Annotated in this window: 25 protein-coding genes; 12 read left to right on the top strand and 13 right to left on the bottom strand. The window is 72.1% G+C overall.

Annotated features, from left to right (window positions below; all coding sequences use genetic code 11):
• Positions 1-96: 96 nt before the first annotated feature.
• A complete protein-coding gene (locus AB0H75_RS13415; RefSeq protein ID WP_367795361.1) occupies positions 97-522 on the bottom strand; it encodes an OsmC family protein in 426 nt (141 codons plus the stop codon).
• Between the two features lie 173 nt (positions 523-695).
• On the opposite strand from AB0H75_RS13415, the gene AB0H75_RS13410 reads away from it, so the two are divergent.
• The 3 genes from AB0H75_RS13410 to AB0H75_RS13400 all read left to right on the top strand — a co-directional run bounded on the left by AB0H75_RS13410 (position 696) and on the right by AB0H75_RS13400 (position 2835).
• Entirely contained in the window at positions 696-1256 is a 561-nt protein-coding gene (locus tag AB0H75_RS13410) for a sigma-70 family RNA polymerase sigma factor (RefSeq protein ID WP_367795358.1), read from the top strand.
• Positions 1256-2146, top strand: coding sequence for a maleylpyruvate isomerase family mycothiol-dependent enzyme (locus AB0H75_RS13405; protein WP_367795356.1), 891 nt, complete (start codon positions 1256-1258; stop codon positions 2144-2146). Before AB0H75_RS13410 ends, AB0H75_RS13405 begins: the two co-directional genes overlap by 1 nt.
• Before the next feature lie 107 nt (positions 2147-2253).
• Positions 2254-2835, top strand: coding sequence for an HD family hydrolase (locus AB0H75_RS13400; protein ID WP_367795353.1), 582 nt, complete (start codon positions 2254-2256; stop codon positions 2833-2835).
• Between the two features lie 19 nt (positions 2836-2854).
• Here the strand turns inward: AB0H75_RS13400 and AB0H75_RS13395 are convergent, their stop codons facing one another.
• On the bottom strand, positions 2855-4192 hold the full coding sequence (locus AB0H75_RS13395; RefSeq protein ID WP_367795350.1) for an ankyrin repeat domain-containing protein: 1338 nt from the start codon (positions 4190-4192) through the stop codon (positions 2855-2857).
• Between the two features lie 180 nt (positions 4193-4372).
• On the opposite strand from AB0H75_RS13395, the gene AB0H75_RS13390 reads away from it, so the two are divergent.
• The gene (locus AB0H75_RS13390; RefSeq protein ID WP_367795347.1) at positions 4373-5149 is read left to right on the top strand and encodes a DUF1707 domain-containing protein; all 777 of its coding nucleotides are present in this window, start codon (positions 4373-4375) and stop codon (positions 5147-5149) included.
• 45 nt (positions 5150-5194) lie between these two features.
• Here AB0H75_RS13390 and AB0H75_RS13385 read toward each other — a convergent pair whose 3' ends face one another.
• The 5 genes from AB0H75_RS13385 to AB0H75_RS13365 form a co-directional block, all read right to left on the bottom strand.
• Positions 5195-5893: a sirohydrochlorin chelatase gene (locus AB0H75_RS13385; RefSeq protein ID WP_367795345.1), complete on the bottom strand. Its 699-nt coding sequence runs from the start codon at positions 5891-5893 to the stop codon at positions 5195-5197.
• A 59-nt stretch (positions 5894-5952) separates the two neighbouring features.
• Positions 5953-6681, bottom strand: a complete 729-nt coding sequence (locus tag AB0H75_RS13380; protein WP_367795343.1) for a phosphoadenylyl-sulfate reductase — start codon at positions 6679-6681, stop codon at positions 5953-5955.
• Positions 6678-6821: an Insertion element protein gene (locus AB0H75_RS13375; protein ID WP_367795340.1), complete on the bottom strand. Its 144-nt coding sequence runs from the start codon at positions 6819-6821 to the stop codon at positions 6678-6680. Before AB0H75_RS13375 ends, AB0H75_RS13380 begins: the two co-directional genes overlap by 4 nt.
• A complete protein-coding gene (locus tag AB0H75_RS13370) occupies positions 6818-8506 on the bottom strand; it encodes a nitrite/sulfite reductase (protein WP_367795337.1) in 1689 nt (562 codons plus the stop codon). Before AB0H75_RS13370 ends, AB0H75_RS13375 begins: the two co-directional genes overlap by 4 nt.
• A 113-nt stretch (positions 8507-8619) precedes the next feature.
• Positions 8620-8703, bottom strand: coding sequence for a putative leader peptide (locus AB0H75_RS13365; protein ID WP_311132608.1), 84 nt, complete (start codon positions 8701-8703; stop codon positions 8620-8622).
• 252 nt (positions 8704-8955) lie between these two features.
• Between AB0H75_RS13365 and AB0H75_RS13360 the strand changes: the two genes are divergently transcribed.
• The 4 genes from AB0H75_RS13360 to glyA all read left to right on the top strand — a co-directional run bounded on the left by AB0H75_RS13360 (position 8956) and on the right by glyA (position 12580).
• Positions 8956-9744 (top strand): TIGR03084 family metal-binding protein, encoded by a 789-nt coding sequence (locus AB0H75_RS13360; RefSeq protein ID WP_367795999.1) that lies wholly within the window; start codon positions 8956-8958, stop codon positions 9742-9744.
• Positions 9745-9777: 33 nt separating this feature from the next.
• Entirely contained in the window at positions 9778-10152 is a 375-nt protein-coding gene (locus AB0H75_RS13355; RefSeq protein WP_367795334.1) for a YccF domain-containing protein, read from the top strand.
• Between the two features lie 68 nt (positions 10153-10220).
• Positions 10221-11171, top strand: a complete 951-nt coding sequence (locus tag AB0H75_RS13350) for a YihY/virulence factor BrkB family protein (RefSeq protein ID WP_367795331.1) — start codon at positions 10221-10223, stop codon at positions 11169-11171.
• A gap of 155 nt (positions 11172-11326) precedes the next feature.
• Positions 11327-12580 (top strand): serine hydroxymethyltransferase, encoded by a 1254-nt coding sequence (glyA, locus tag AB0H75_RS13345; RefSeq protein ID WP_367795328.1) that lies wholly within the window; start codon positions 11327-11329, stop codon positions 12578-12580.
• Between the two features lie 166 nt (positions 12581-12746).
• Here glyA and AB0H75_RS13340 read toward each other — a convergent pair whose 3' ends face one another.
• On the bottom strand, positions 12747-13466 hold the full coding sequence (locus AB0H75_RS13340) for an anti-sigma factor (protein WP_367795325.1): 720 nt from the start codon (positions 13464-13466) through the stop codon (positions 12747-12749).
• Positions 13463-13999, bottom strand: coding sequence for a sigma-70 family RNA polymerase sigma factor (locus AB0H75_RS13335; protein WP_367795996.1), 537 nt, complete (start codon positions 13997-13999; stop codon positions 13463-13465). The genes AB0H75_RS13340 and AB0H75_RS13335 overlap by 4 nt, the downstream gene beginning before the upstream one ends.
• A gap of 338 nt (positions 14000-14337) precedes the next feature.
• Between AB0H75_RS13335 and rsgA the strand changes: the two genes are divergently transcribed.
• Both rsgA and AB0H75_RS13325 read left to right on the top strand, forming a co-directional pair.
• Positions 14338-15501, top strand: a complete 1164-nt coding sequence (gene rsgA / locus AB0H75_RS13330; RefSeq protein WP_367795323.1) for a ribosome small subunit-dependent GTPase A — start codon at positions 14338-14340, stop codon at positions 15499-15501.
• 319 nt (positions 15502-15820) lie between these two features.
• Positions 15821-16447, top strand: a complete 627-nt coding sequence (locus AB0H75_RS13325) for a phosphoribosyltransferase (RefSeq protein WP_367795320.1) — start codon at positions 15821-15823, stop codon at positions 16445-16447.
• A gap of 31 nt (positions 16448-16478) precedes the next feature.
• Here AB0H75_RS13325 and AB0H75_RS13320 read toward each other — a convergent pair whose 3' ends face one another.
• The gene (locus tag AB0H75_RS13320; protein WP_367795317.1) at positions 16479-16892 is read right to left on the bottom strand and encodes an ATP-binding protein; all 414 of its coding nucleotides are present in this window, start codon (positions 16890-16892) and stop codon (positions 16479-16481) included.
• Between the two features lie 189 nt (positions 16893-17081).
• On the opposite strand from AB0H75_RS13320, the gene AB0H75_RS13315 reads away from it, so the two are divergent.
• Complete coding sequence (locus AB0H75_RS13315) at positions 17082-17963, top strand: helix-turn-helix domain-containing protein (protein ID WP_367795314.1); 882 nt, start codon at positions 17082-17084, stop codon at positions 17961-17963.
• A 137-nt stretch (positions 17964-18100) separates the two neighbouring features.
• On the top strand, positions 18101-18334 hold the full coding sequence (locus tag AB0H75_RS13310; protein WP_091082158.1) for a DUF397 domain-containing protein: 234 nt from the start codon (positions 18101-18103) through the stop codon (positions 18332-18334).
• A 42-nt stretch (positions 18335-18376) separates the two neighbouring features.
• Here the strand turns inward: AB0H75_RS13310 and AB0H75_RS13305 are convergent, their stop codons facing one another.
• The 3 genes from AB0H75_RS13305 to AB0H75_RS13295 all read right to left on the bottom strand — a co-directional run bounded on the left by AB0H75_RS13305 (position 18377) and on the right by AB0H75_RS13295 (position 20558).
• Positions 18377-19018 (bottom strand): maleylpyruvate isomerase N-terminal domain-containing protein, encoded by a 642-nt coding sequence (locus tag AB0H75_RS13305; RefSeq protein ID WP_367795310.1) that lies wholly within the window; start codon positions 19016-19018, stop codon positions 18377-18379.
• Positions 19019-19261: 243 nt separating this feature from the next.
• Positions 19262-19573, bottom strand: coding sequence for a WhiB family transcriptional regulator (locus tag AB0H75_RS13300; protein WP_080036407.1), 312 nt, complete (start codon positions 19571-19573; stop codon positions 19262-19264).
• Between the two features lie 100 nt (positions 19574-19673).
• Positions 19674-20558, bottom strand: a complete 885-nt coding sequence (locus tag AB0H75_RS13295) for a sucrase ferredoxin (RefSeq protein ID WP_367795305.1) — start codon at positions 20556-20558, stop codon at positions 19674-19676.
• Positions 20559-20632 lie beyond the last annotated feature (74 nt).

Here is a 20632-nt window from a genome sequence, read left to right as displayed (position 1 = left end):
CCCAATTGTCGCACGGGATGGCGCTCTTGGTCTCTCAATGCACAGATGCCCTCACATGCACGGCGCCGGAAGGGTACCGGCGCCGTGGATGACGTTTCAGAGCAGCTCGGCCTTGAGCGTGATCGTGGTGCCGGCCAGGGCCTTGCTCACCGGGCAGTTGGCCTTGGCCGTCTCGGCGGCCTCCTGGAACTGCTCGGCCGTGATGCCCGGCACCTGCCCCTGCACCGTCAGCACGATGCCGGTGATGCCCTCGCCCGGCTGGAAGGTCACCTCGGCGCTGGTGCGCAGCGACTCGGGCGGGGTGCCCGCGCCGGCCAGACCGTGCGAGAGCGCCATCGAGAAGCAGGACGAGTGGGCCGCGGCGATGAGCTCCTCGGGGGAGGTCTTGCCGTTGGCGGCCTCGGCCCTGGACGGCCAGGAGACCTCGAAGGTGCCCACGCCCGAGGTGTCGAGCGACACGGTGCCCGAGCCGTCGAGCAGGGCGCCCTTCCACTGCGTGGTGGCGGTGCGGGTGGTGGCCATGGCTGTGCTCCCTTCCGATATGGTCCTCCGACCCTATCGCGCCCGCGTCACCACCCGGCGGAGGGGACGAAGGCGGCGCGGCACTCATCCGTCTCTACATTTGCCGCGAATAATGACATGCTCGGGTCGCGGCGCACCTGCCGCCTGGGTCCGGATCCGGATACAACGGGAGCGTGGTGCCAGTGGAGGCACCGTACGACGACCGCCTGTTGCACCAGCGGGTGGTCGGCGGCGACGAGTCCGCGCTGGGGGAGGTCTACGATCGGCTCTCCGCGCTGATCTTCGGCCTGTCCCTGCGGGTCACCAGGGACCGGGTGATCGCCGAGGACATCACGCAGGAGGTGTTCCTGGTCTTCTGGGAGCGTCCGCTGGCCTACGACCCCGGCCGCGGCACGCTGCGCGCCTGGCTGGCCACCATCGCCCACCGGCGGGCGGTCGACCACGTGCGCGCCGAGGAGCGGCGCCGCGTGTCGGCGCTGGGGCCCCGGCTGTTCGAACGGGAGCCGGCCCGGCTGGAGGACGGCGTGCTCGCCGCCGACGAGGCCGAACGGGTGCGCCAGGCGGTGACGTCACTGCCCGACGGGTTACGCCAGGCGGTCGAGCTGGCGTACTTCGGAGGCCGGACGTACCGGCAGGTCGGTGAGGAGCTGGGCGTGCCCGAGGGCACGGCCAAGTCGCGCATCCGGCTGGCACTCAGGCGGCTGGCGGACGCGCTGGCGGAGGAAGAGGTGTGATGGATCCCGTCGAGCGTCTCTACCTGGACGCGCTGATGGAGGAACCGGCGTCGCCGGCCCACTCGCTGCGGCCCCAGCTCCTGGCCGGAGCCCGGGCGAGGCGCAGGCCGGCGGCCCCCACGGCGGTGTGGGCGGAGCCGTACGCGGGCCGGGTCGCCGCCATGGACGCCCTGCTCGCCTCGGCGGCGGACGAGGACTGGTCGCGGGTCATCGTCGAGGGCTGGACGTTGCAGGAGCTCGTCGCGCACCTGGCCGCCAAGGACGGCCTGCTGGCCGCCTCCGTGGGCGCCCCCGTGCTGGGGCCGCCCCTGGGGGCGCTCGACGCGCTCGGGCGCACGGGCGACGTCCAGGCGTACGAGCGGGCGCGCAGCCCCGAGCAGACGCGGCGGGACTGGCGGGCGCAGGCCGACGCCCTGTGCCGCCACGTGGCCACGCTGCCCGAGACCACCCCGGCCACCCTCGACGGCATGGAGGTGCCGCTCCGCGACCACCTGCTCGGCCGGGGCCTGGAGACCTGGGTCCACACCGACGACGCCGCGCGGGCGGCCGGGGTCCGGCTGCCGGACCCGGTCCCCGAGCACGTCCGGCCCACCGCCGACCTGTGCGCCCGGCTGCTGCCCTGGACGATGCTCTTCTCCGGCCTGGACGGCACCGGCCGCACCCTGCGCCTGACGCTGACCGGCCCCGGCGGGGGCGAGTGGCTGCTGCCGCTGGGCGTGGCGGAGACCGTCCCCGGCGACCCGGACGCGCACCTCACGGCGGACGTGCGTGCCTTCTGCTTCCTGCTGGGCGGCCGGGGCGACCCGGAGGACTTCCCCGCCGACGTCACCGGCGACCGCGCCCTCGCCGCCGACGTCCTGCGTACCGCCCCCGCCCTGTCCGGCCCCTGACCCGCCCCGCGGCCGTTCCGCGACTTCTGGACGCCGGGGTACGCGGCCATCGGCGACTGACGACCGAAGTCGTCTAGGCTCGGGCGCATGACGAGAGGGGGCTCATCGTGACGGGCGATGTGACGGGGCTGGCGGACCTGCTGTACGAGTTCGGGCTGCTCAAGCGCTACAAGCGCACGGGATGGCTGGTCGCCGGGGTGCGCGACCCGGAGAGCGTCGCCGACCACTCCTTCCGGGCGGCGGTCATCGCGGCTGTGATCGCCCGGCTGGAGGGCGGCGACCCGCAGCGGGCCGCGTTCATGGCGCTGTTCCACGACACGCAGGAGACGCGCCTGACCGACATCCCCTACCTGGGCAAGCGCTACCTCAAGGCCGCCGCCAACGAGGAGGTCACCGCCGACCAGACGCGCGGCGTCAGCGGCCCGGTCGGCGACATGGTGCGCGACGCGGTCGCCGAGTACGAGGAGAAGGCCAGCATCGAGGCCGTCTGCGCGCGCGACGCCGACAAGCTGGAGTGCCTCCTGCAGGCCGTGGAGTACCGCGAGCAGGGCAACCACAACACCCAGGGGTGGATCGACAGCTCGCTGGCCGCCATCACCACCCCGACCGGCAAGCGCCTGGCGGAGGAGGCGCTGAGCACGGGCACCCTCGACTGGGTGGTCCGCGTGCTCAACGGCGGCCCCTCGTAGCCGGCTCCGGCTCGCGTGCTCAGTCCTGCGTGACGAGGTCCCTGGCGTACTCGTCGTCGCTCTCGGCCAGCACCCGCGCGGCCCCCTGGGCGGCGCGGGCGTCGCCGCGCGCGGCGAGCCCGCGGGTGGCCTCGGCCACGGTGCGCAGGTCGGGATCGGTGAGCCTGGCCGCCAGCGCCTCGCGGATGCGCGGCGTGTCGGCGTCGAGCGCGGCGAGGCCGGCGGTGGCCCAGTCGCGCACCTCCGCGTCGTCGTCCTCGGTCATCGAGACGAGCAGCGCCAGGCCCTCCTCGTCGTCCGGCGGCAGCACGTCGGCCAGCGCGATCGCGTCGGTCGTCGTGCGCCGGTGCCCCGGGCGGCCGAGGAGGTCGAGCACGGCGGGCAGCGCCCGCGGATCGCCCTGGTGGCCGAGGGCGGCCAGCACCGAGCGCAGCACTTGCGGGTCGCTCTCGGTGGTGACCATCTTCAGCAGCAGCGGCAGCGTGCGCTCCAGGTACGGCTTCTCGCCGTCGGCGAAGCCGAACTGGGCGATGGCGTCCACGCCGAACTCCCGCTCCCTGGCGTCCTCGCTCACGCACAGCCGGGCCAGCTCCTCGTAGGTGTCGTCGTCGGCCCGCTTGGCCAGCGTGTCGGCGACGATCCACCACGTCTCGGCGTCCTCGTCGGTGTCGCGGTGCGCCACCGCCCGCGCCACCAGCCGCTCCACCGGCGTACGCAGGCCGAGGGCGTCCTCCAGCAGGGTCGCGACGGCGGCGTGGCCGCGCTGCGCCTGCACCTGCTCGCTCCGCTCGCCGTCGGGGGAGCGGCCGGCCACGGTGACCAGCTCGGTGCCGTCCTTGGCGTACTGGCGGGCCACGACGTACTCCCAGCCGTCCTGCTCGACCTGGTCGAGCAGCGCGCTCTCCAGGTGCACGCCCACCCAGTCGACGGCGATCTCCAGCGGCGTGTCGCCGTCCCCGTCGTACTTCCCGGCGTCGGCGCCCGCCTCCAGCAGCGCCTGCACCACGCCGAGCGCGCCGCGCCTGGCCGCCAGCGTGAGCGGGGTGTCGCCGTCGTCGTTGCTCGCGTCCACGTCGGCGCCCGCCTCGATCAGCAGCCGGGCGGTGGCGGCCTGGCCGTTGGCGGCCGCCCACAGCAGGGCCGTCCAGCCGCCGCTCTCCCGGCCGTCCACCTCGGCGCCGGCCGCGAGCAGCGCGCGGGCGACCTCCTGCCGGTCCCAGGCGGCGGCCGCGCACAGCGGCAGGCCCTCCTCCTCGCCCTCGCTGGGCCTGTTGGGGTCGGCGCCGGCGGCGAGCAGCTTGGCCACCGTGTCGGTCTCGCCGTTCAACGCCGCGCGGTAGAGCTGTTCCTCATGCATGACACGGACCCTAGCCTGGTCCGGCCGCGCCCCGGGCCAGGCTAGGGCCATGTCATCGAGTGGTACGCGATCCGGCCCGCCTCCGGTTCACCGGCCGGGGGAACGTGCATCGTTCGACTGCGGTGCTTCTCCTCCTGGAGGAGGAGTTCCCCATCCCGGCAAACGCGATATGTTGCGAGTATGAGCGATCCTGGGGAGCTTCGCGCGTCCGACGCCGAGCGCGAAGCCGTCGTCGAGCAGCTCCGCGTCGCGTCGGTGGAGGGCAGGCTCACGCTGGCCGAGCTGACCGATCGTACGGAGGCCGCCTACACCGCCACCACCCACGCCGAGCTCGCCCTGCTCACCCAGGACCTGCCGGGCCCCGGGGCGGCGCCCGCGGCGCCCGCGCCCGCGGCGCAGGGCAGGAAGCGGCGGTGGTTCGTGGGCGTCATGGGCGACACCAAGCGGCGCGGCAAGTGGCGCATCGACCAGGAGCTGGGCGCGGTCGCGGTGATGGGCGACGTGGTGCTGGACCTGCGCGAGGCCGAGGTGCGCACCGACGTGGTGGACATCACGGCCGTCTCCGTCATGGGCGACGTCAAGATCATCGTCCCGGACGGCGTCAACGTGGACCTCGACGGCATGGCCGTCATGGGCGACAAGCGGGTGGACGTGCTGGAGGGCGCGCCCGGCACGAACGTGCCCGTGGTGCGCGTCCGCGCCTACGCCGTCATGGGCGACGTCAAGGTGCTCGGCGACTCGCGGGCCAAGCCGCTCAAGCGCGGGTTCGCCGCCTGGCGCGAGCACTGGCGGCAGATGCACGGCGAGGACTGGCGCGAGCTGGGCCGCCAGATCCGCGACGACACCCGCGCGCTGAACCGCGAGATCAACGACCAGACCCGCGGGCTGAACCGGCAGATCCGCGAGCAGACCCGGGAGATGAACCGGCAGATCCGCGACCAGAGGCGCGGCTACTGACCCCGCCCCCCGCCCTGCGGCCACCGGCCCGCCCGGCCCTCCGGCTCAGCCGACCAGCGACACCGGGTCCCGCTGCGCCCCCTCGTACCGCTCCAGCAGCACGTCCACCAGCTCCGGCGCGGCTCCGAGCACGTCGGACACCACGGCCGCGCCGGCCTCCAGCGCCTCGCGGCGCACCTTGTCCGCGAAGTGACCGGGCGCCAGCAGGTACGGCGCCACGGCCACCCGCGGCGCCCCCGCCCGCACCAGCTCCGCCACCGCCTCGGCGGGGGTGGGCCCGGCGGCCGAGGCGTACGCGGCCCGGACCGTCCACCACCCGGCCCGTCGCCACTCCCTGGCCGTCCTGGAGACCACCGCGTTGGCGCGGACGTCGCTGGAGCCGGCCGACACCAGCACCACGGCGGTGTCCGGGTCGCCGGCGGGCACGCCCGCCTCGGCCAGCCGCCGCTCCAGCGCCGCGCGCATCAGCGGGTGCGGGCCGAGCGTCGTGCCGTAGTGGACGCGCAGGCGCGGCTGGTGGGCGCGGGCCTCGTTCAGCGCCGCCGGCAGGTCCACCCGGCTGTGGTAGGCCTCGGTGAGCAGCAGCGGCAGCACCACGGCCTCGTCCAGGCCGTGCAGGGCCTGGGCGAGCGCCGGCGCGCAGTGGTCCAGGTAGGCCACCCGCACGTCCAGCGGCACCTGGTCGAGCAGCGCGGCCACGGTGGCGGCGGCGCGCGGGTCACGCGACCCGTGCGCCACCGCCACCAGTGGCACGCGACCGGGGGCCGCCCCGCCTGCCAACGGGACGAGACCCCTTCCGGGGATCACAGGTGAATGCCGCATTCGACCTTCCCCAGGCCCGCCCAGCGCCCGCTGCGCGGATCCTCCCCCTCGGCGACCTGCCGCGTGCAGGGCGCGCACCCGATCGAGGGGTAGTTGTCATAGTGCAACGGGTTGATGAGCACCCCGTTGTCGGCGATGTAGTTGTCGACGTCCTCCTGGGTCCAGGCGGCGATGGGGTTGACCTTCACCATCTGCCGCTTGGCGTCCCACTCGACGACCCTGGTGTCCTTGCGGCTGGACGACTCGTCGCGGCGGATGCCGGAGATCCACGCCAGGTAGGGCTCGAGCGCCCGGTTGAGCGGCTCCACCTTGCGCAGGTAGCAGCACAGGTCCGGGTTGCGGCCGAACAGCCGCGGCCCGAGGTCGCGGTCCTGCTCGGCGACCGTCCGCGACGGCTTCACGTCGATCACGTTGACGTCATAGACCTGGCGCACCGCGTCCCGCGTGCCGATGGTCTCGGCGAAGTGGTAGCCGGTGTCGATGAACAACACGTCCACGCCGGGCTTGACCCTGCTCACCAGGTCGATCAGGAGCGCGTCGCTCATCGAGGAGGTCAGGCAGAGCCGGTCGCCGAAGGTGGCCGCCGCCCAGCGGATGATCTCCCGGGCCGGGGCGCCCTCCAGGAACGTGGCGGCGGACTCGACGATGTCCTGCAGGTCGAGCGTGCCGCGCTGATCTCTTAAACCGACCTCGATGTCCACCAGCGTCATATCTTCACTCCGATCCCGAGGAATTTCAGCTTGAAAGCGCGAGCGCAGGACCTGCAGTACCAGCCGCCGTCACTCTCGTACGGTTCGAGGTCCTCCTCGCCGCAGTACGGGCAGTGGAAGGGAACCGCTCGCTCGCTCATCGCAGGTCCGCCTCGTCCGCCCGCTGCACCCAGTCGGCGAACGACTCGCCCTCCTTGCGCTGGGCGTCGTAGTTCTTCACCACCCGCTCGACGTAGTCGGGCAGGCCCTTGGCGGTGGTCTTCAGCCCGCGCACCTTCCGGCCGAAGCCGGAGCCGACGCCCAGCGAGCCGCCCAGGTGGATCTGGAAACCCTCGACCTGGTCGCCGTTCTCGTCCACCACGAGCTGGCCCTTGAGGCCGATGTCGGCGACCTGGATGCGGGCGCAGGAGTTGGGGCAGCCGTTGAGGTTGATGGTCAGCGGCTCCTGGAAGTCCGGCAGCCGCCGCTCCAGCTCGTCGATCAGGTCCATCGCCGCGGCCTTGGTCTCGACGATGGCCAGCTTGCAGTACTCGATGCCGGTGCAGGCCATCGTCTGGCGGCGGAACGTGGAGGGCTTGACCTGCAGGTCGCCGGCCTCCAGCTCGGCCACGATGGAGTCCACCCGGTCGGGCGCGACGTCGAGGATGACCATCTTCTGCTCGACGGTGGTGCGGACCCGGCCGGAGCCGTGCCGCTCGGCGATGTCGGCGATCCGGTGCAGCGTGTCGCCGTCCACCCGGCCCACCTTGGGCGCGAAGCCGACGTAGAAGTTGCCGTCCTTCTGCGGGAAGACGCCCACGTGGTCGCGGCGGCTGTCGCGCGGCTGCACGGGGGCGGGCCCGTCGGGCAGTCGCTCCTTGAGGTATTCGGTCTCCAGGATCTCCCGGAACTTCTCCGGCCCCCAGTCGTTGACCAGGAACTTGATGCGGGCCCGGTGCCGCAGCCGCCGGTAGCCGTAGTCGCGGAAGATGCCCACGACGCCCTCGTGCACGTCGGCCGCCTTCTCGGGGCTGACGAACACGCCCAGCCGCTTGCCCAGCATCGGGTTGGTCGACAGCCCGCCGCCCACCCACAGGTCGTAGCCGGCCTCGCCGTGCTCGTTGACCACGCCGACGAACGCCACGTCGTTGATCTCGTGCACCGTGCAGTGCGCCGGGCAGCCGCTCAGCGCGGTCTTGAACTTGCGCGGCAGGTTCGAGTACGCCGGGTTGCCGATCACCCGGTCGTAGATCTCCCTGATCTGGTCGGAGGCGTCGAGCACCTCGTCGGTGTCGATCCCGGCCAGCGGGCAGCCCAGGATCACGCGCGGGGTGTCGCCGCACGCCTCCGTGGTGGACAGGCCCACGGCCTCCAGGCGCTCCCAGATGTCCGGCACCGACTCGATCTCCACCCAGTGGAGCTGGATGTTCTGGCGGTCGGTGATGTCGGCGGTGCCGCGGGCGTACTCGTTGGAGATGTCGGCGATCGTGCGCAGCTGGGCCAGGTCGAGCTGGCCGCCGTCGATGCGCACGCGCAGCATGAAGTAGCGGTCGTCCAGCTCCTCCGGCTCCAGGACGGCGGTCTTGCCGCCGTCGATGCCGGGCCTGCGCTGGGTGTAGAGGCCGTACCAGCGCATGCGGCCGCGCAGGTCGGCCGGGTCGATCGAGTCGAAGCCCCGCTTGGAGTAGATGTCGATGATGCGCTGGCGGACGTTGAGACCGTCGTCGTTCTTCTTGTTCTCTTCGTTCTTGTTGAGCGGCTCACGGTAACCGAGAGCCCACTGGCCTTCACCGCGCGGGCGTTTGTGGTGCCGGCTGGCAGGGGTGCGGCTGGCAGGGGTGCTCATTGCGCGTCCTTCGGTTCATGGGCGCGCGCAGGGGCCCTCCGTGGCCTCGTCGTCGAGGGGCAGGGAGATTCAGGAGGTTTGCGACGCGCTCAGCGGCAGAGAAACAGCGAGTGTTAGCGGGCGTCGCAACAGATGGCACTGCGGACACGCTGAAGGTCGACGTGGCGTCGGCCGACGAGCATGGGATCCGCTGGCATACCTTGACGATACCCCGGGCGTCCGGGATGTCCAAGACAGGGTCCAGAGTGTGGGACTGTCCGGGTCAGGTCACCCCTGGCGGGGCCAGTCGAGCGGGGACTCCGCGGGCCGGTCGGCGCTCTGGTGCTGACAGTCGCACCAGGAGCCGCCCCGGCAGTCCTCGTGGCGTTTGTCCTTGCAGCTTTCGCAGATCACCTCTCCGATTATTCTCCTAGAACCTTGTTCGGGTTAGGCTGGCGCGCGTGGATCTCATGGCCGAGCTGCTGGACGACCTCCGCGCCGAGACCGCGTCCCTGGAGGAGCTGCTGGCGCCGCTGCGGGAGGCGGACTGGGAGCTGCCCACGCCGGCCGAGGGATGGGCGGTGCGCGACCAGGTGAGCCATCTGGCCTGGTTCGACGAGGCCGCCGTCCGGGCCGTCACCGACCCCGAGGGCTTCACGGCCTCCCTCGCGGGGTTCACCTCCGTGGACGACCTCGCCCGCCAGGCGCGCGAGCTGTCCCCGGCCGACCTGCGCGCCTGGTTCCTGGCCGCCCGCGAGCGCGGCCTGGAGGTCTTCGCCGGACTGGACGCCCGCGCCCGGGTGCCGTGGTTCGGGCCGCCCATGTCGGCCGCCTCCTTCGTCACCGCCCGGCTCATGGAGACCTGGGCGCACGGCCAGGACGTGGCCGACGCGCTCGGCGTCGCCAGGCGGCCCACCGACCGGCTGCGGCACGTGGCCGCGATCGGCTGCCGGGCGCGCCCCTACAGCTTCGCCGTGCGCGGCCTGCCCGAGCCGGCCGAGCCGGTGCGCGTCGAGCTGGCCATGCCCGGCGGCGGCACCTGGACCGCCGGACCGCCCGGCGCCGCGAGCACCGTGCGCGGCCCGATGCTCGACTTCTGCCTGGCCGTCACCCAGCGCATCCACCTGTCCGACACGGCGCTGGAGCTGGCCGGCGAGCCCGCGCGGGCCTGGATGGAGATCGCCCAGGCGTTCGCCGGGCCGCCGGGCAAGGGACGGCCGCCGCGCGGACTAGGGAAGGACCAGGGTCGTTCCGGATGACCCGCCCGGCGCGGCCGGTGACATGCTGTGACCATGCGTACCCTACTGAACGTCATCTGGCTGGTGTTCGCGGGGATCTGGCTGGCGATCGGCTACGCGCTGGCCGGGGTCGTCTGCTGCGTCCTGATCGTCACCATCCCGTTCGGCATCGCCTCGTTCCGCATCGCGGCGTACGCGCTGTGGCCGTTCGGCCGGACCGTCGTACGCGACCCCGACGCGGGCGTGTTCTCGCTGCTCGGCAACATCATCTGGTTCGTGGTCGCCGGCGTCTGGCTCGCCGTCGGTCACGTCGTCACCTCGATCCCGCTCTTCCTGTCCGTCATCGGCATCCCGATGGGTGTGGCGAACATCAAGTTGGTCCCTGTTTCCCTTCTTCCTCTGGGAGCCCGCATCGTCGACCTCGACTAGGGCAGTGACTGGGGACGTAAGCTGTCCGGAAGAGACCACGACCAGTGTCACTGCGAACGTTGGGTGCCATGACGTCCACCGATGCGCCCCCGCACTCCAAGAGGAGACACAAGAGAGGGCTGGTCAGGCACGCCCGTGCCAGACTGAGCCGGGTGCTCGGCACGAAGGCGTGGGCGGTCGTCCAGGCGGCCACCAACGCCGGCGTCACCTACCGCGTGACCGGCCTGGCCGGCGAGGCGGCCTTCTTCGCGCTGCTGTCGCTGCCGCCGTTCGTGCTGGGCCTGATCGGCGTGCTCGGCAAGATCGGCAACTGGCTGGGCGGCGGCGTCGTCGACCAGGTCAAGTCGTGGGTGATCGAGCAGGCCGGGCTGCTGTTCACCGAGGACGCCATCAACAAGGTGGTCAACCCGCTGATCACCGACGTGCTCAGGGACGACGCCGGCAAGGTGTCGATCATCTCGCTGGGCTTCCTGCTGTCGCTCTGGTCCGGCTCCCGGGCCCTGTACGTCTACGTGGACCTCATCTCCGTCGCCTACGGCCTGGGCGAGGAGCGCGGCATCATCCGCACCCGCCTCATGTCCTTCGGCCTGTACGTCATGGGCCTGGTCATCGCGATCATCATCATGCCGATCATGGTCGTCGGCCCCACGCTGCTCAAGGACGCCCTGCCCGCTCAGTACGGCGTCATGATCGACGTCCTCTACTGGCCGGTCGTCATCATCGGCTCGGTGTTGTTCCTCACCGTGCTCTACCACGTCAGCGTGCCGGTGCGGACCAAGTGGTACCGCGAGCTGCCCGGCGCGATCCTGGCCCTGTTCCTGTGGATCGTCTGCGCCGCCGTGCTGCGCGCGGTGCTGGCCGCCTGGTTCTCGCCCGTCTCCGTGTACGGCTCCCTGGCCGCTCCCATCGCCGTGCTGCTGTGGCTCTACATCACGGCCCTCGCCGTGCTCATCGGGGCGATACTCAACGCCGAGGTCGACCGGCTGTGGCCCGGGGAGGGCCGCACCAGCGGCGGCTGAATGCGCTGATCGGGCGGGGGAAGCCCCCTGCCGCATCCGCTATCGTCTACAGCGAGACGCGACTGGCGCATTGGGTGGGATCGACCACCGGGGAGCGGAAGGAGCGGAGGCCGGGCGCCTGGGTCTTCGCAGCCGTCAACGATGACAGGAGAATCATGAGTTCTCTCGCTAGCGTCGACCCGCGGATCGCCGAGCTCATCCAGGCGGAGGAGCGCCGCCAGGCCGACACGGTGAAGCTGATCGCCTCGGAGAACTACGTCTCCAAGGCCGTGCTGGAGGCCACCGGCACCGTCCTGACCAACAAATACTCCGAGGGCTACGCGGGCAAGCGCTACTACGAGGGCCAGCAGGTCATCGACCAGATCGAGACCGTCGCCATCGAGCGCGCCAAGTCGCTGTTCGGCGTCAACCACGCCAACGTCCAGCCCTACTCGGGCTCGCCCGCCAACCTCGCCATCTACCTGGCGTTCCTGCAGCCCGGCGACACCGTGATGGGCATGGGCCTGCCCTTCGGCGGCCACCTCACCCACGGCTGGTCGGTCTCGGCCACCGGCAAGTGGTTCAACTCCGTCCGCTACGGCGTGCGCAAGGACACCGGCCGCATCGACCTCGACGAGGTGCGCGAGCTGGCCCTGGAGCACCGGCCCAAGCTCATCTTCTGCGGCGGCACCGCCATCCCGCGCACCATCGACTTCGAGGGCTTCGCCGCCATCGCCCGCGAGGTCGGCGCCGTGCTGGCCGCCGACATCGCGCACATCGCCGGCCTCGTCGCGGGCGGCGCCCACCCCTCCCCGGTGGGCCACGCCGACGTCATCTCCACCACCACCCACAAGACGCTGCGCGGCCCGCGCGGCGCCATGCTCATGGCCACCTCCGACGAGCACGCCACGGCGCTCAACAAGGCCGTCTTCCCCGGCCTGCAGGGCGGCCCCCACAACCACACCACCGCCGCCATCGCCGTCGCGCTGCACGAGGCCGCCCAGCCGTCCTTCCGCGAGTACGCCCACCAGGTCGTCGCCAACGCCAAGGCGCTGGCCGACGAGCTGTCCTCGCGCGGGTTCGACCTGGTCTCCGGCGGCACCGACAACCACCTCATCCTGCTCGACCTCACGCCCAAGGGCATCGGCGGCAAGCCGGCCGCCCAGGCGCTCGACCGGGCCGGGCTGGAGACCAACTACAACACGGTGCCGTTCGACCCGCGCAAGCCGTTCGACCCGTCCGGCATCCGCATCGGCACGCCGTCGGTCACCTCGCGCGGCATGGGCGAGGCCGAGATGCGGCAGATCGGCGCCTGGATGGACGAGGTCGTCACCGCCCTCGCCAAGGGCGACGCCGAGGACGTCATCACCCGCGTCCACCACGAGGTGAGCGAGCTGACCGCCCAGTTCCCGGCCCCGGGCCTGTCCTGATCCTTCGGTGACCGCCGCAGCGCCCCGCCGCACGGGCTCCGTGCGCGGCGGGGCGCCGCGGTGCGAGGGGGGGGTGGCCGGAGTGCCCCTCGCGTGCCCTCCCTCCGCCGCCGGCGGCAGGAGGGCCTGGTACGACGGTCAGACCCGCACCGTCAGACCCGCACCGTCAGACTCGCACGGTCAGCAGCCGCTTGCCCGCCGAGGTGACCACCTCGAAGTGGTCGATCTCCTTCAGCGGCGTGGCGCTGCCGCCGTGCATGTAGAGCGGATCGGGCGAGCCCGGCACTCCGTACCCGGCCGGAGGCACGGACCACCCCGTCATCACCCGGCGCTCGCCGGACCTGCCGACCGAGACCAGCTCGCACTCCAGCGGCCCCTTGACCCCGGCCAGCTTGAGCGCGGCGTGCGTGCCCCACCCCTTGGACTCCACCACGAGCCCGCCGGTGACGCCGTCGATCCCCTTGCCCTCGATGGGCCGGCCGTCGGCGTAGAACTGCTCGGCCGGGCCCAGATGGTTGAGATGGCCGGAGTGCTCCTGCGCGACCTGCACGGTGGCGCCGCCGCTGAGCTGCGTGCCGACGGTCAGCCCGCCGGCCACCAGCGTGACCGCCGCCGCCATCCCGATCACGAACGTCCCCCTCCGCGAGCGCCGGTCGGCCGACCGCTTGCGGCGCACCAGGTCGATCGCGGGGCCGGGGGCGGGCGCCGGCTCGTCGTGGACGGGGCCGATGCCGTTCAGCGCGCTGGCCACGCCCGCCAGGTCGGAGAGCTCGGCCCGGCAGCCGCCGCAGAGCAGCAGGTGGGCCTCGAACGCCTCTCTGTCCTCCTCATCGAGCAGGCCGAGCGCGTAGGCGCCCACATCCGTGTGCTCGACTCTCGCTGTCACGCCGTCACCCCCCTCTCCTCCAGCGCGATCCGCAGCGCGCGCACGGCGTAGTAGACCCGGGACTTCACGGTGCCCACCGGGATGCCGAGCGCCTCGGCGGCGTCGTTGACCGACCGGTCCCGCAGGATCGTCTCGTTGAGGATCTCGCGGTGGGCCGGCGACAACGCCTTCAGCGCCTCTGACACGACCACCTGGTGCAGGAGTCCCTCCATCTCGTCCGGCACGGGCATGCTCTCCAGCGGCCCGTCGCCCGACTCCTGGGGGCGGGCGTCCCTGCGCCGCCGGTCATCGATCACGATACGTCTGGCCACCGTGGCGAGCCAGGGCATCAGCGACACCGCCTCGGGATCGAGCTGCTCGGCGCTGCGCCAGGCCCGGATCATGGTCTCCTGCACCACGTCCTCCGCCCATTGCCGATCGCCCGCCGTCAGCCGGATCACGAAGCCGAGCAGCGGCCCGTGGTACTCCCGGTAGAGCGCGGACACGGCCACCTCGTCGTCGGGCACCTCGTGCTCCGGCCGCACGCGCCGCATCCAGTGGCGTGCGCGCGGCTTCCCTTTCGGGGTGGCTCCGTCGGCCGAGGGCGGGGGATACGTGCTCGCTCGCATGTTCGCCCCTTTCTCGTGTCCGTCGCGAGGAGGTACGGGGGGCCGGCCCGGCACGGTTCAATGAATCGCCGGAACAAACGAATCGCCAGAACAAAATGGTTTGCGGGCCGGGCGCGGGATGCGTAGAGTCACCCCCGGTTCATCGATCGAGGAGGTGAGGGTCATGCGGGTTGTCCTGTTCAGCGTGCCCTCAGTTCGCCTCCGGGCGCTCGCCTGACGCCGCCCGGCTTCCTTCTTCCCTTCTCGATCAAAGGTTTCCTCCGTTGTCTTCTCACGACCTGTCTTCTTCTCGTGACCTGTCGTCGTACGACCTGTCGTCGCACGATCTGCCGTCGTACGATCTGTCCCTGCTCGGCTGGAGCGAGGCGCGCGCCGACGAGCTGCCGGAAGGCACCGTGCCCGCCCGCGTGGCCCGCGTCGATCGCGGCGCCGCCGAGGTGATCGCCGCCGACGGCCACCACCACGTCCGCCACGCCGCCCACATCCGCCGCGCCTCGGCGGCCGACCCGGTCGCGCTGCCCTGCGTCGGCGACTGGGCGGCGCTGCGGCTGCTGCCCGAGGGCCGCTACGAGCTCGACGCGGTGCTGCCCCGCACGACCGCGTTCATCCGGGGCGGCGTGAGCCGCGTCTCGGTCGGCGGCCTGTCCGGCGACGGCCAGGGCCAGGTGCTCGCCGCCAACGTGGACGTGGTCTTCGTCGCCGAGCCGTCCATGCACGCCGCCGACTTCGCCGACCTCGGCCGCATCGAGCGGCTGGTCGCGCTGGCCTGGGAGTCCGGCGGCACGCCCGTCGTGCTCGTCACCAAGTCCGACCTGTTCGAGGACGGCCTGGACGACCTGCTGGCCGACGTCCGCACGGCCGCGCCCGGGGTGGACGTGCACGCCGTGTCGTCGTTGCTCGGCGACGGCGTGGAGATCGTCCGGTCCTACCTCGACGGCTCCCGCACCGCCGTCATCCTCGGCCCGTCAGGCGCCGGCAAGTCCACCCTGGTCAACGCGCTGGCCGGGGAGGGCGTCATGGAGACCCAGCAGGTACGCGCCGCGGACGGGCGCGGCCGGCACACCACCGTGCACCGGGAGCTGATCCCGCTGCCCGGCGGCGGGCTCGTCATCGACACGCCCGGCATCCGGCGGATCGGCCTGTACGACATGCAGGAGGGCGTCGATCTCGTCTTCGCCGACATCGAGGCGCTGGCCGAGCGGTGCCGGTTCGGCGACTGCGGGCACAACGGGGAGCCGGGGTGCGCGGTGCTGGCCGCCCTGGAGAGCGGCGAGCTGCCGGAGCGGCGGCTGGAGAGCTGGCGCAAGCTGCAGCGGGAGGCCGCCTGGATGGCGTCCCGTACGGACGCGCGGCTGCGCAAGGAGCAGCAGAACAAGTGGAAGATGATCACCAAGGAGATGCGCCGCTCCGGCCGCAACCGCCCCTGACGGGTCCCCGCCCCCGGCTCTGACGGAACGGCCGTTCGTTCCGGGGGCGGGGGCGGGGGTGAGGGGCGCGGCGCCCGTCCCGGCGGCCGCGCCCCCTGCCTCCTGCCTCCTGCCTCCTGCCTCCTGCCCCCTGCCCCCCTGCCTCCTGCCCCCTGCCCCCTGCCTCCTGCCCCCTGCCCCGGTCCTGACGGACGGCCGTTCCGGGCGGGGGAGCGGGGGCGCGGCGTTCGCCCGCCCGGTCACCGCGTTCCGGGGTCTCCCGGTGCCGGCGGGGTGACCGGTTCAGTGCGGGGTCGTGGCTGGTGGGTAGGCAGGGAGGATGGAGCTCTTCGCAGACCGGGACGAGGCCGGGAGGCGGCTGGCCGAGCGGTTGCCGGACGCCCGCGACCCGCTGGTGCTGGCGCTGCCGCGCGGCGGCGTGGCGGTGGCGGCGCCCGTCGCGCGCCGGCTCGGGGCCGCCCTGGACGTGCTCGTCACCAGGAAGATCGGCCACCCCGCGCAGCCCGAGCTGGGCGTCGGCGCGATCGCCGAGGGCGGCGAGCCGGTGTTCGACCTGGGGTTGCTGCGGCGGCTGGGGATGACGCCCGAGTCCGTCGCGGAGGTGGTGGAGCTGGAGCGGCGCGAGCTGGCCCGCCGGGTGCGCGCCTACCGGGGCGACCGGCCGCTGCCGCCGCTGGCCGGCCGGGAGGTGGTGGTCGTGGACGACGGCCTGGCCACCGGCGGCACGGCGCGGGCGGCGTTGCGGGCGGTGGCCGCGGCCCGTCCCGCGAGGGTGACGCTGGCCGTGCCGGTGGGGGCGCGCGACACGGTGGAGTCCATGCGGCGGGAGGCCGACGAGGTGGTGGCGCTGCTCACGCCGGTCGACTTCCGCGCGGTGGGCCAGTGGTACGAGCACTTCGAGCAGCTCACCGACGCCGACGTGCTGAAGCTGCTGGAACGCCCCTGACCTCCTGCCCCTCCTGGGTGCCCGGGCGCGGTCAGCCGGTGAGCACGGCCCAGACGAGCTTGCGCGCGCTGCCGGTCGAGAGCCAGCCCCAGGTGCTGCAGAGGGCGTCCACCAGGCGCAGCCCCCGCCCGTACTCGGAGAAGACGTCGGGCGCGGCGGTCACCGGGACGCTCTGGCTGTGGTCGGTCACCACGCAGGCCAGCTCGGGCCCGTGGCACAGCAGCCGGAGCTGCGCGGCCCCGCCGCCGTGCCGGATGGCGTTGGTCACCAGCTCGGAGACCACCAGCTGCGCGTCGAAGGCGATCTCGCCCACACCCCACGAGGTCAGCGTCTGGTCGACGAACCGCCGGGCCGTGGCCACGCAGGCCGGCTCCAGCGCGGTGCGCTCGGCGAAGGGGAAAGCGGCGTCGTGGTCACTGGAGTGACCGTCCACCAGAATGGACAAAAGCCATCCTGGAGGCCGGGCCCCGATGGCGGCTTGCGGCCGAGCGTCGAAAGTCGTCATTCTGGCCCCCGAAGCGCGGTCTGGTGATCCAATGCCCATCTTTACGGGGAGTGCTTACCAATGCAAGACTTTTCGTAGTTTACGGATGCTAATCGCATCTGCACGTGCAGATGATCTAGGAGCGGTACGGTGAGCGCAGAGAGCGCGGAGGGGAATCTCCTCAACTACGCGCCGGGAAGCCCGACGGTGCTGCGGATCCTGCTCGGAACCCAGCTCCGCAGGCTCCGTACGGAGAAGGGTATCTCGCGCGAGGACGCCGGGTACTCGATTCGCGCATCCCATGCCAAGATCAGCAGGCTGGAGCTCGGCCAGGTGAGCTTCAAGCAGCGTGACGTGGCCGACCTGCTCACCCTCTACGGCGTCACCGACCCCGCCGAGCGTCAGCAGCTCCTCGACCTGGCCAAGCAGGCCAACGCCCCCGGCTGGTGGCACAAGTACGGCGACGTGCTGCCCGGCTGGTTCGAGGTCTACATCGGCCTGGAGGGCGCCGCCTCCAGCATCCGTACCTACGAGAACCAGTTCGTCCCCGGCCTCCTGCAGACCCCCGACTACGCCAGGGCGGTCATCGAGCTGGCCCACGAGAAGGCCACCCGCGCCGAGCTGGACCGCCGGGTCGCCCTGCGCACCACCCGCCAGCGGCGGCTGGCGAACGGCCTGACCCTCTGGGCGGTCATCGACGAGGCGGTGGTGCGCCGCACGCTCGGCGGGCCGGGCGTCATGCGCGCCCAGATCTCGCACCTGCTGGACGCCACGGCCGAGCGCACCATCACCCTCCAGGTCATGCCGTTCGAGCGGGGCGGGCACGCCGCCGCCGGCGGCCCGTTCAGCATCCTGCGCTTCCCCGAGCGGGAGCTGCCCGACGTGGTCTACATGGAGCAGCTCACCAGCGCCCTCTACCTGGACAAGCCGGCCGACTCCGACCACTACATGGAGGTCATGGACCGGCTCAGCGTCCAGGCGGAGACGCCGAGGGAGACCCGGCGTTTCCTGGAGCGGCTGCTTTCCGGATGATGACCAGCTGAAACCTCTGTGATCCACTCCATACCGGATTTTTGGCCGTCCGGTATATGGAGGTGGGCATGCTGCCGTATTGTCTGCTCGCAAACGCGGATGCACGTGCATCCGTAAGATCGCGAGGAGCCGCCCCCATGCACGAGTTCCGGAACGGAACCCCCGCCGGCCGCCTTCCCGTCGTCTGGCGCAAGAGCAAGCGGAGCAACCCCAACGGCAACTGCGTCGAGGTCGCCACCCTGCCCAACGGGGAGATCGCCATGCGCAACTCGCGCTTCCCCGAGGGGCCGGCGCTGGTCTACACCCCGGCGGAGATCGCCGCGTTCGTTCTCGGGGCCAAGGACGGGGAGTTCGACGACCTCATCGTGTGAGGTCCGGACATAGCATCACCTCGGCCGCGAGCCGGGGTCAGGTCAGTCGCGGGGCGCGCTGTACCAGCGCCACGACGTGCGGCGCGGGCGTCCCGGGAGCTCGGCGCGCCCGGTCGCCCACAGCAGGGCCGGCCACGGGTCGGCGTCGCGCGGGGCGGCGGGGAAGAGCCGGTCGAGCACCCGGGCGCACACGTCGCCGGGCGGCGTCCACGTCAGGCCCAGGCCCTCGGCCAGGTCGTACGTGTGGACGAGGGTCTCCACCAGGCCCATGGCGGCGAAGCCCTCCGGGTCGGAGTTGCCGAACCCGTGGTAGGCGCGCGTGCCGGGCGCGGCCGTGCGCACCATCGCGGCGAGCAGCGCGCCGCACGCCTCCACCACCTGCAGCACGCCGTCCGGGCCCGCCTCCGGGCGGGTGCGGATGGTCTCCACGGGCGCGCCCTCCCTGCGCCCGCTCACCGCGAAGGGGACGTAACCGTCCAGGGGCGGCCGGCGCGGGCCGAGCTGGGCGGCGTAGGCGAACAGGTCGTCGGCCAGGTGGTCGGCGGTCTCCCTGCACGTCCACTCCAGCGAGCCCGCCCTGCGGTCCCAGGCCACCGCGGGCGCGGTGGCGAGGAGGTCGACGGCCAGCCGCACGACCCGCAACAGGTCGTCGGCGGTCACGGGAACCCGGTCGGAACGTGCCATGCCGGGCACTCTAACGCGCGGGCCGGCGCCCCCTGCGCGAGGGGTCGCCGGCCGCTCATGTGACGAGATCCCGGACGCGCGATGACCTGCGACGGTCACCGCACGTCCGGGATCTCCGTGCTTGCGGGCCTGATCAAACAGTTGTCCCGACCGGGTTCGCCAGAGCCTGGGCGTGGGGTGCCAGGCTCCGGTTCATCGGGACAACTGCGGGATCACGCGATGATGGTGTTGCTGCCGGGTGTGTCAGGCGGCGGAGATGCCGGCGCTGGCCGCGCGGCGCATGCGACGGCGACGCTCGCTGGCGCGCTCGTCCTCGTTGAGACCGCCCCACGTGCCGTACTTCTCCGGCCGGGACAGCGCGTAGTCAAGGCACTCGTTGCGGACAGGGCACTGGGCGCAGATCGCCTTGGCCTTCCGCTCACGTACGTCACGCTCGGGCTGCCGCTCCCCGTCGGGGCCGAAGAAGAGCACGAGGTCCTCACCCCGGCACGCGGCATCATCCTGCCAACCCCAGCTGGGGCGCGGGCGGGCGAGCTGCCGACGTACCTGAGACATGAGAAAACCACCTTCGTGAGAGGTATTTCGGTAATTGAGCCGCATTGGACGCTTATGGCGTCACTGTTCCAACGCAACTTCGGGCCGTGATGTTCCCTGATCAGGCGAGAGCCGGCGTGGCGTACCGCACAGGCGCGAGCCTGTCCAGCGAAACCAGCCGGTAGGTGGTGATCGTTCCGGCGCTAGCCGTACCACACGGCGTCGTGAACGCCGATGGTTCAACCACAACCTGGAACCGGACGTCGCCGTCCCTTTTCGTGCCGACTCGCACGATGGCTTCGGTGACGTCGCCGTCCGACCTGGAGGATTCCACGGCCACCGCGCCGACGGAGCACTCTCCCGTATGGGCTCGGGCGAAGTGCTCGACGGCCTGCAATGGCTCAGGGATGCCTGCGCGCCCCCGGTAGCGGTCGAGGATGACCTCGCCCGACCGGTACGCGTTAGCCGCTGCCAGTGCAGCAGCCTGAGACATGCTGCCGTAGAAAATTCCGTGTGGCAAGCACACGAGGTTGGCGGCGTAGCGATCGCCGCCAACGTGTGACGTTTCCCACACTCTGTCCGGCAGATTTTCTGCCAGGGACCGGGCGAGGGGTAGTCCAATGCGGGCGCAGCACACATTGCGCTTGGCGTGCGTGCAGACCAGAAATACCGGCTCGTCTTCAAGTATGCAGGACTCCGGGACCACTCCGGCCACCAGCGCGTCCAGGTCCAGGTCTTCGGGACCTGCGACGACGCCGCTCGCGAGCCAGGGGTGCTCGCCCGCCGCGTGCCCGACTAGCACACGGATGCCCTGGTCCCGCTGACGGGTCCGGCGGCCCGGGCGGCGGATGAGCTGGGGCCTGATACCGCGTTCGAGCGCCCGGCGGACCAGTTCCGAGATTTCTTCAGGAAGTTCGAAGCTTTCGAGGTGGGAGGGCCACGGGCCGGGATACTCGATCAGCAGCCACAGCCGGGCGCCCGCCGTGGCGCTGGCGAGCGTGGGCACCTCCCCGGTGTGGCACCCGAACGGATGGTCGCAGCCCTTCACCAACGCCCGTCCCCCCTCTGTCCGGTGAATTA

The organism is Nonomuraea sp. NPDC050783, assembly GCF_040802095.1.
In the GTDB taxonomy this organism is placed as follows: domain Bacteria; phylum Actinomycetota; class Actinomycetes; order Streptosporangiales; family Streptosporangiaceae; genus Nonomuraea.
The sequence above is the reverse complement of the archived record's forward strand: the minus strand, read 5'-3'. Positions and strand labels throughout refer to the sequence as shown.

Bases quoted from the DNA above. Each gene is read 5' to 3' on its own strand.
- AB0H75_RS13390 (WP_367795347.1), top strand. From the start codon at position 4,373: ATGAGCGATCCTGGGGAGCTTCGCGCGTCCGACGCCGAGCGCGAAGCC.
- AB0H75_RS13310 (WP_091082158.1), top strand. From the start codon at position 18,101: ATGCACGAGTTCCGGAACGGAACCCCCGCCGGCCGCCTTCCCGTCGTC.
- AB0H75_RS13365 (WP_311132608.1), bottom strand. From the start codon at position 8,703: ATGCCAGCGGATCCCATGCTCGTCGGCCGACGCCACGTCGACCTTCAG.
- AB0H75_RS13395 (WP_367795350.1), bottom strand. From the start codon at position 4,192: ATGCATGAGGAACAGCTCTACCGCGCGGCGTTGAACGGCGAGACCGAC.
- AB0H75_RS13300 (WP_080036407.1), bottom strand. From the start codon at position 19,573: ATGTCTCAGGTACGTCGGCAGCTCGCCCGCCCGCGCCCCAGCTGGGGT.
- AB0H75_RS13355 (WP_367795334.1), top strand. From the start codon at position 9,778: ATGCGTACCCTACTGAACGTCATCTGGCTGGTGTTCGCGGGGATCTGG.
- AB0H75_RS13325 (WP_367795320.1), top strand. From the start codon at position 15,821: ATGGAGCTCTTCGCAGACCGGGACGAGGCCGGGAGGCGGCTGGCCGAG.
- glyA (WP_367795328.1), top strand. From the start codon at position 11,327: ATGAGTTCTCTCGCTAGCGTCGACCCGCGGATCGCCGAGCTCATCCAG.
- AB0H75_RS13305 (WP_367795310.1), bottom strand. From the start codon at position 19,018: ATGGCACGTTCCGACCGGGTTCCCGTGACCGCCGACGACCTGTTGCGG.
- AB0H75_RS13350 (WP_367795331.1), top strand. From the start codon at position 10,221: ATGACGTCCACCGATGCGCCCCCGCACTCCAAGAGGAGACACAAGAGA.
- AB0H75_RS13360 (WP_367795999.1), top strand. From the start codon at position 8,956: ATGGCCGAGCTGCTGGACGACCTCCGCGCCGAGACCGCGTCCCTGGAG.
- AB0H75_RS13380 (WP_367795343.1), bottom strand. From the start codon at position 6,681: ATGACGCTGGTGGACATCGAGGTCGGTTTAAGAGATCAGCGCGGCACG.
- AB0H75_RS13375 (WP_367795340.1), bottom strand. From the start codon at position 6,821: ATGAGCGAGCGAGCGGTTCCCTTCCACTGCCCGTACTGCGGCGAGGAG.
- AB0H75_RS13370 (WP_367795337.1), bottom strand. From the start codon at position 8,506: ATGAGCACCCCTGCCAGCCGCACCCCTGCCAGCCGGCACCACAAACGC.
- AB0H75_RS13335 (WP_367795996.1), bottom strand. From the start codon at position 13,999: ATGCGGCGCGTGCGGCCGGAGCACGAGGTGCCCGACGACGAGGTGGCC.
- AB0H75_RS13405 (WP_367795356.1), top strand. From the start codon at position 1,256: ATGGATCCCGTCGAGCGTCTCTACCTGGACGCGCTGATGGAGGAACCG.
- AB0H75_RS13415 (WP_367795361.1), bottom strand. From the start codon at position 522: ATGGCCACCACCCGCACCGCCACCACGCAGTGGAAGGGCGCCCTGCTC.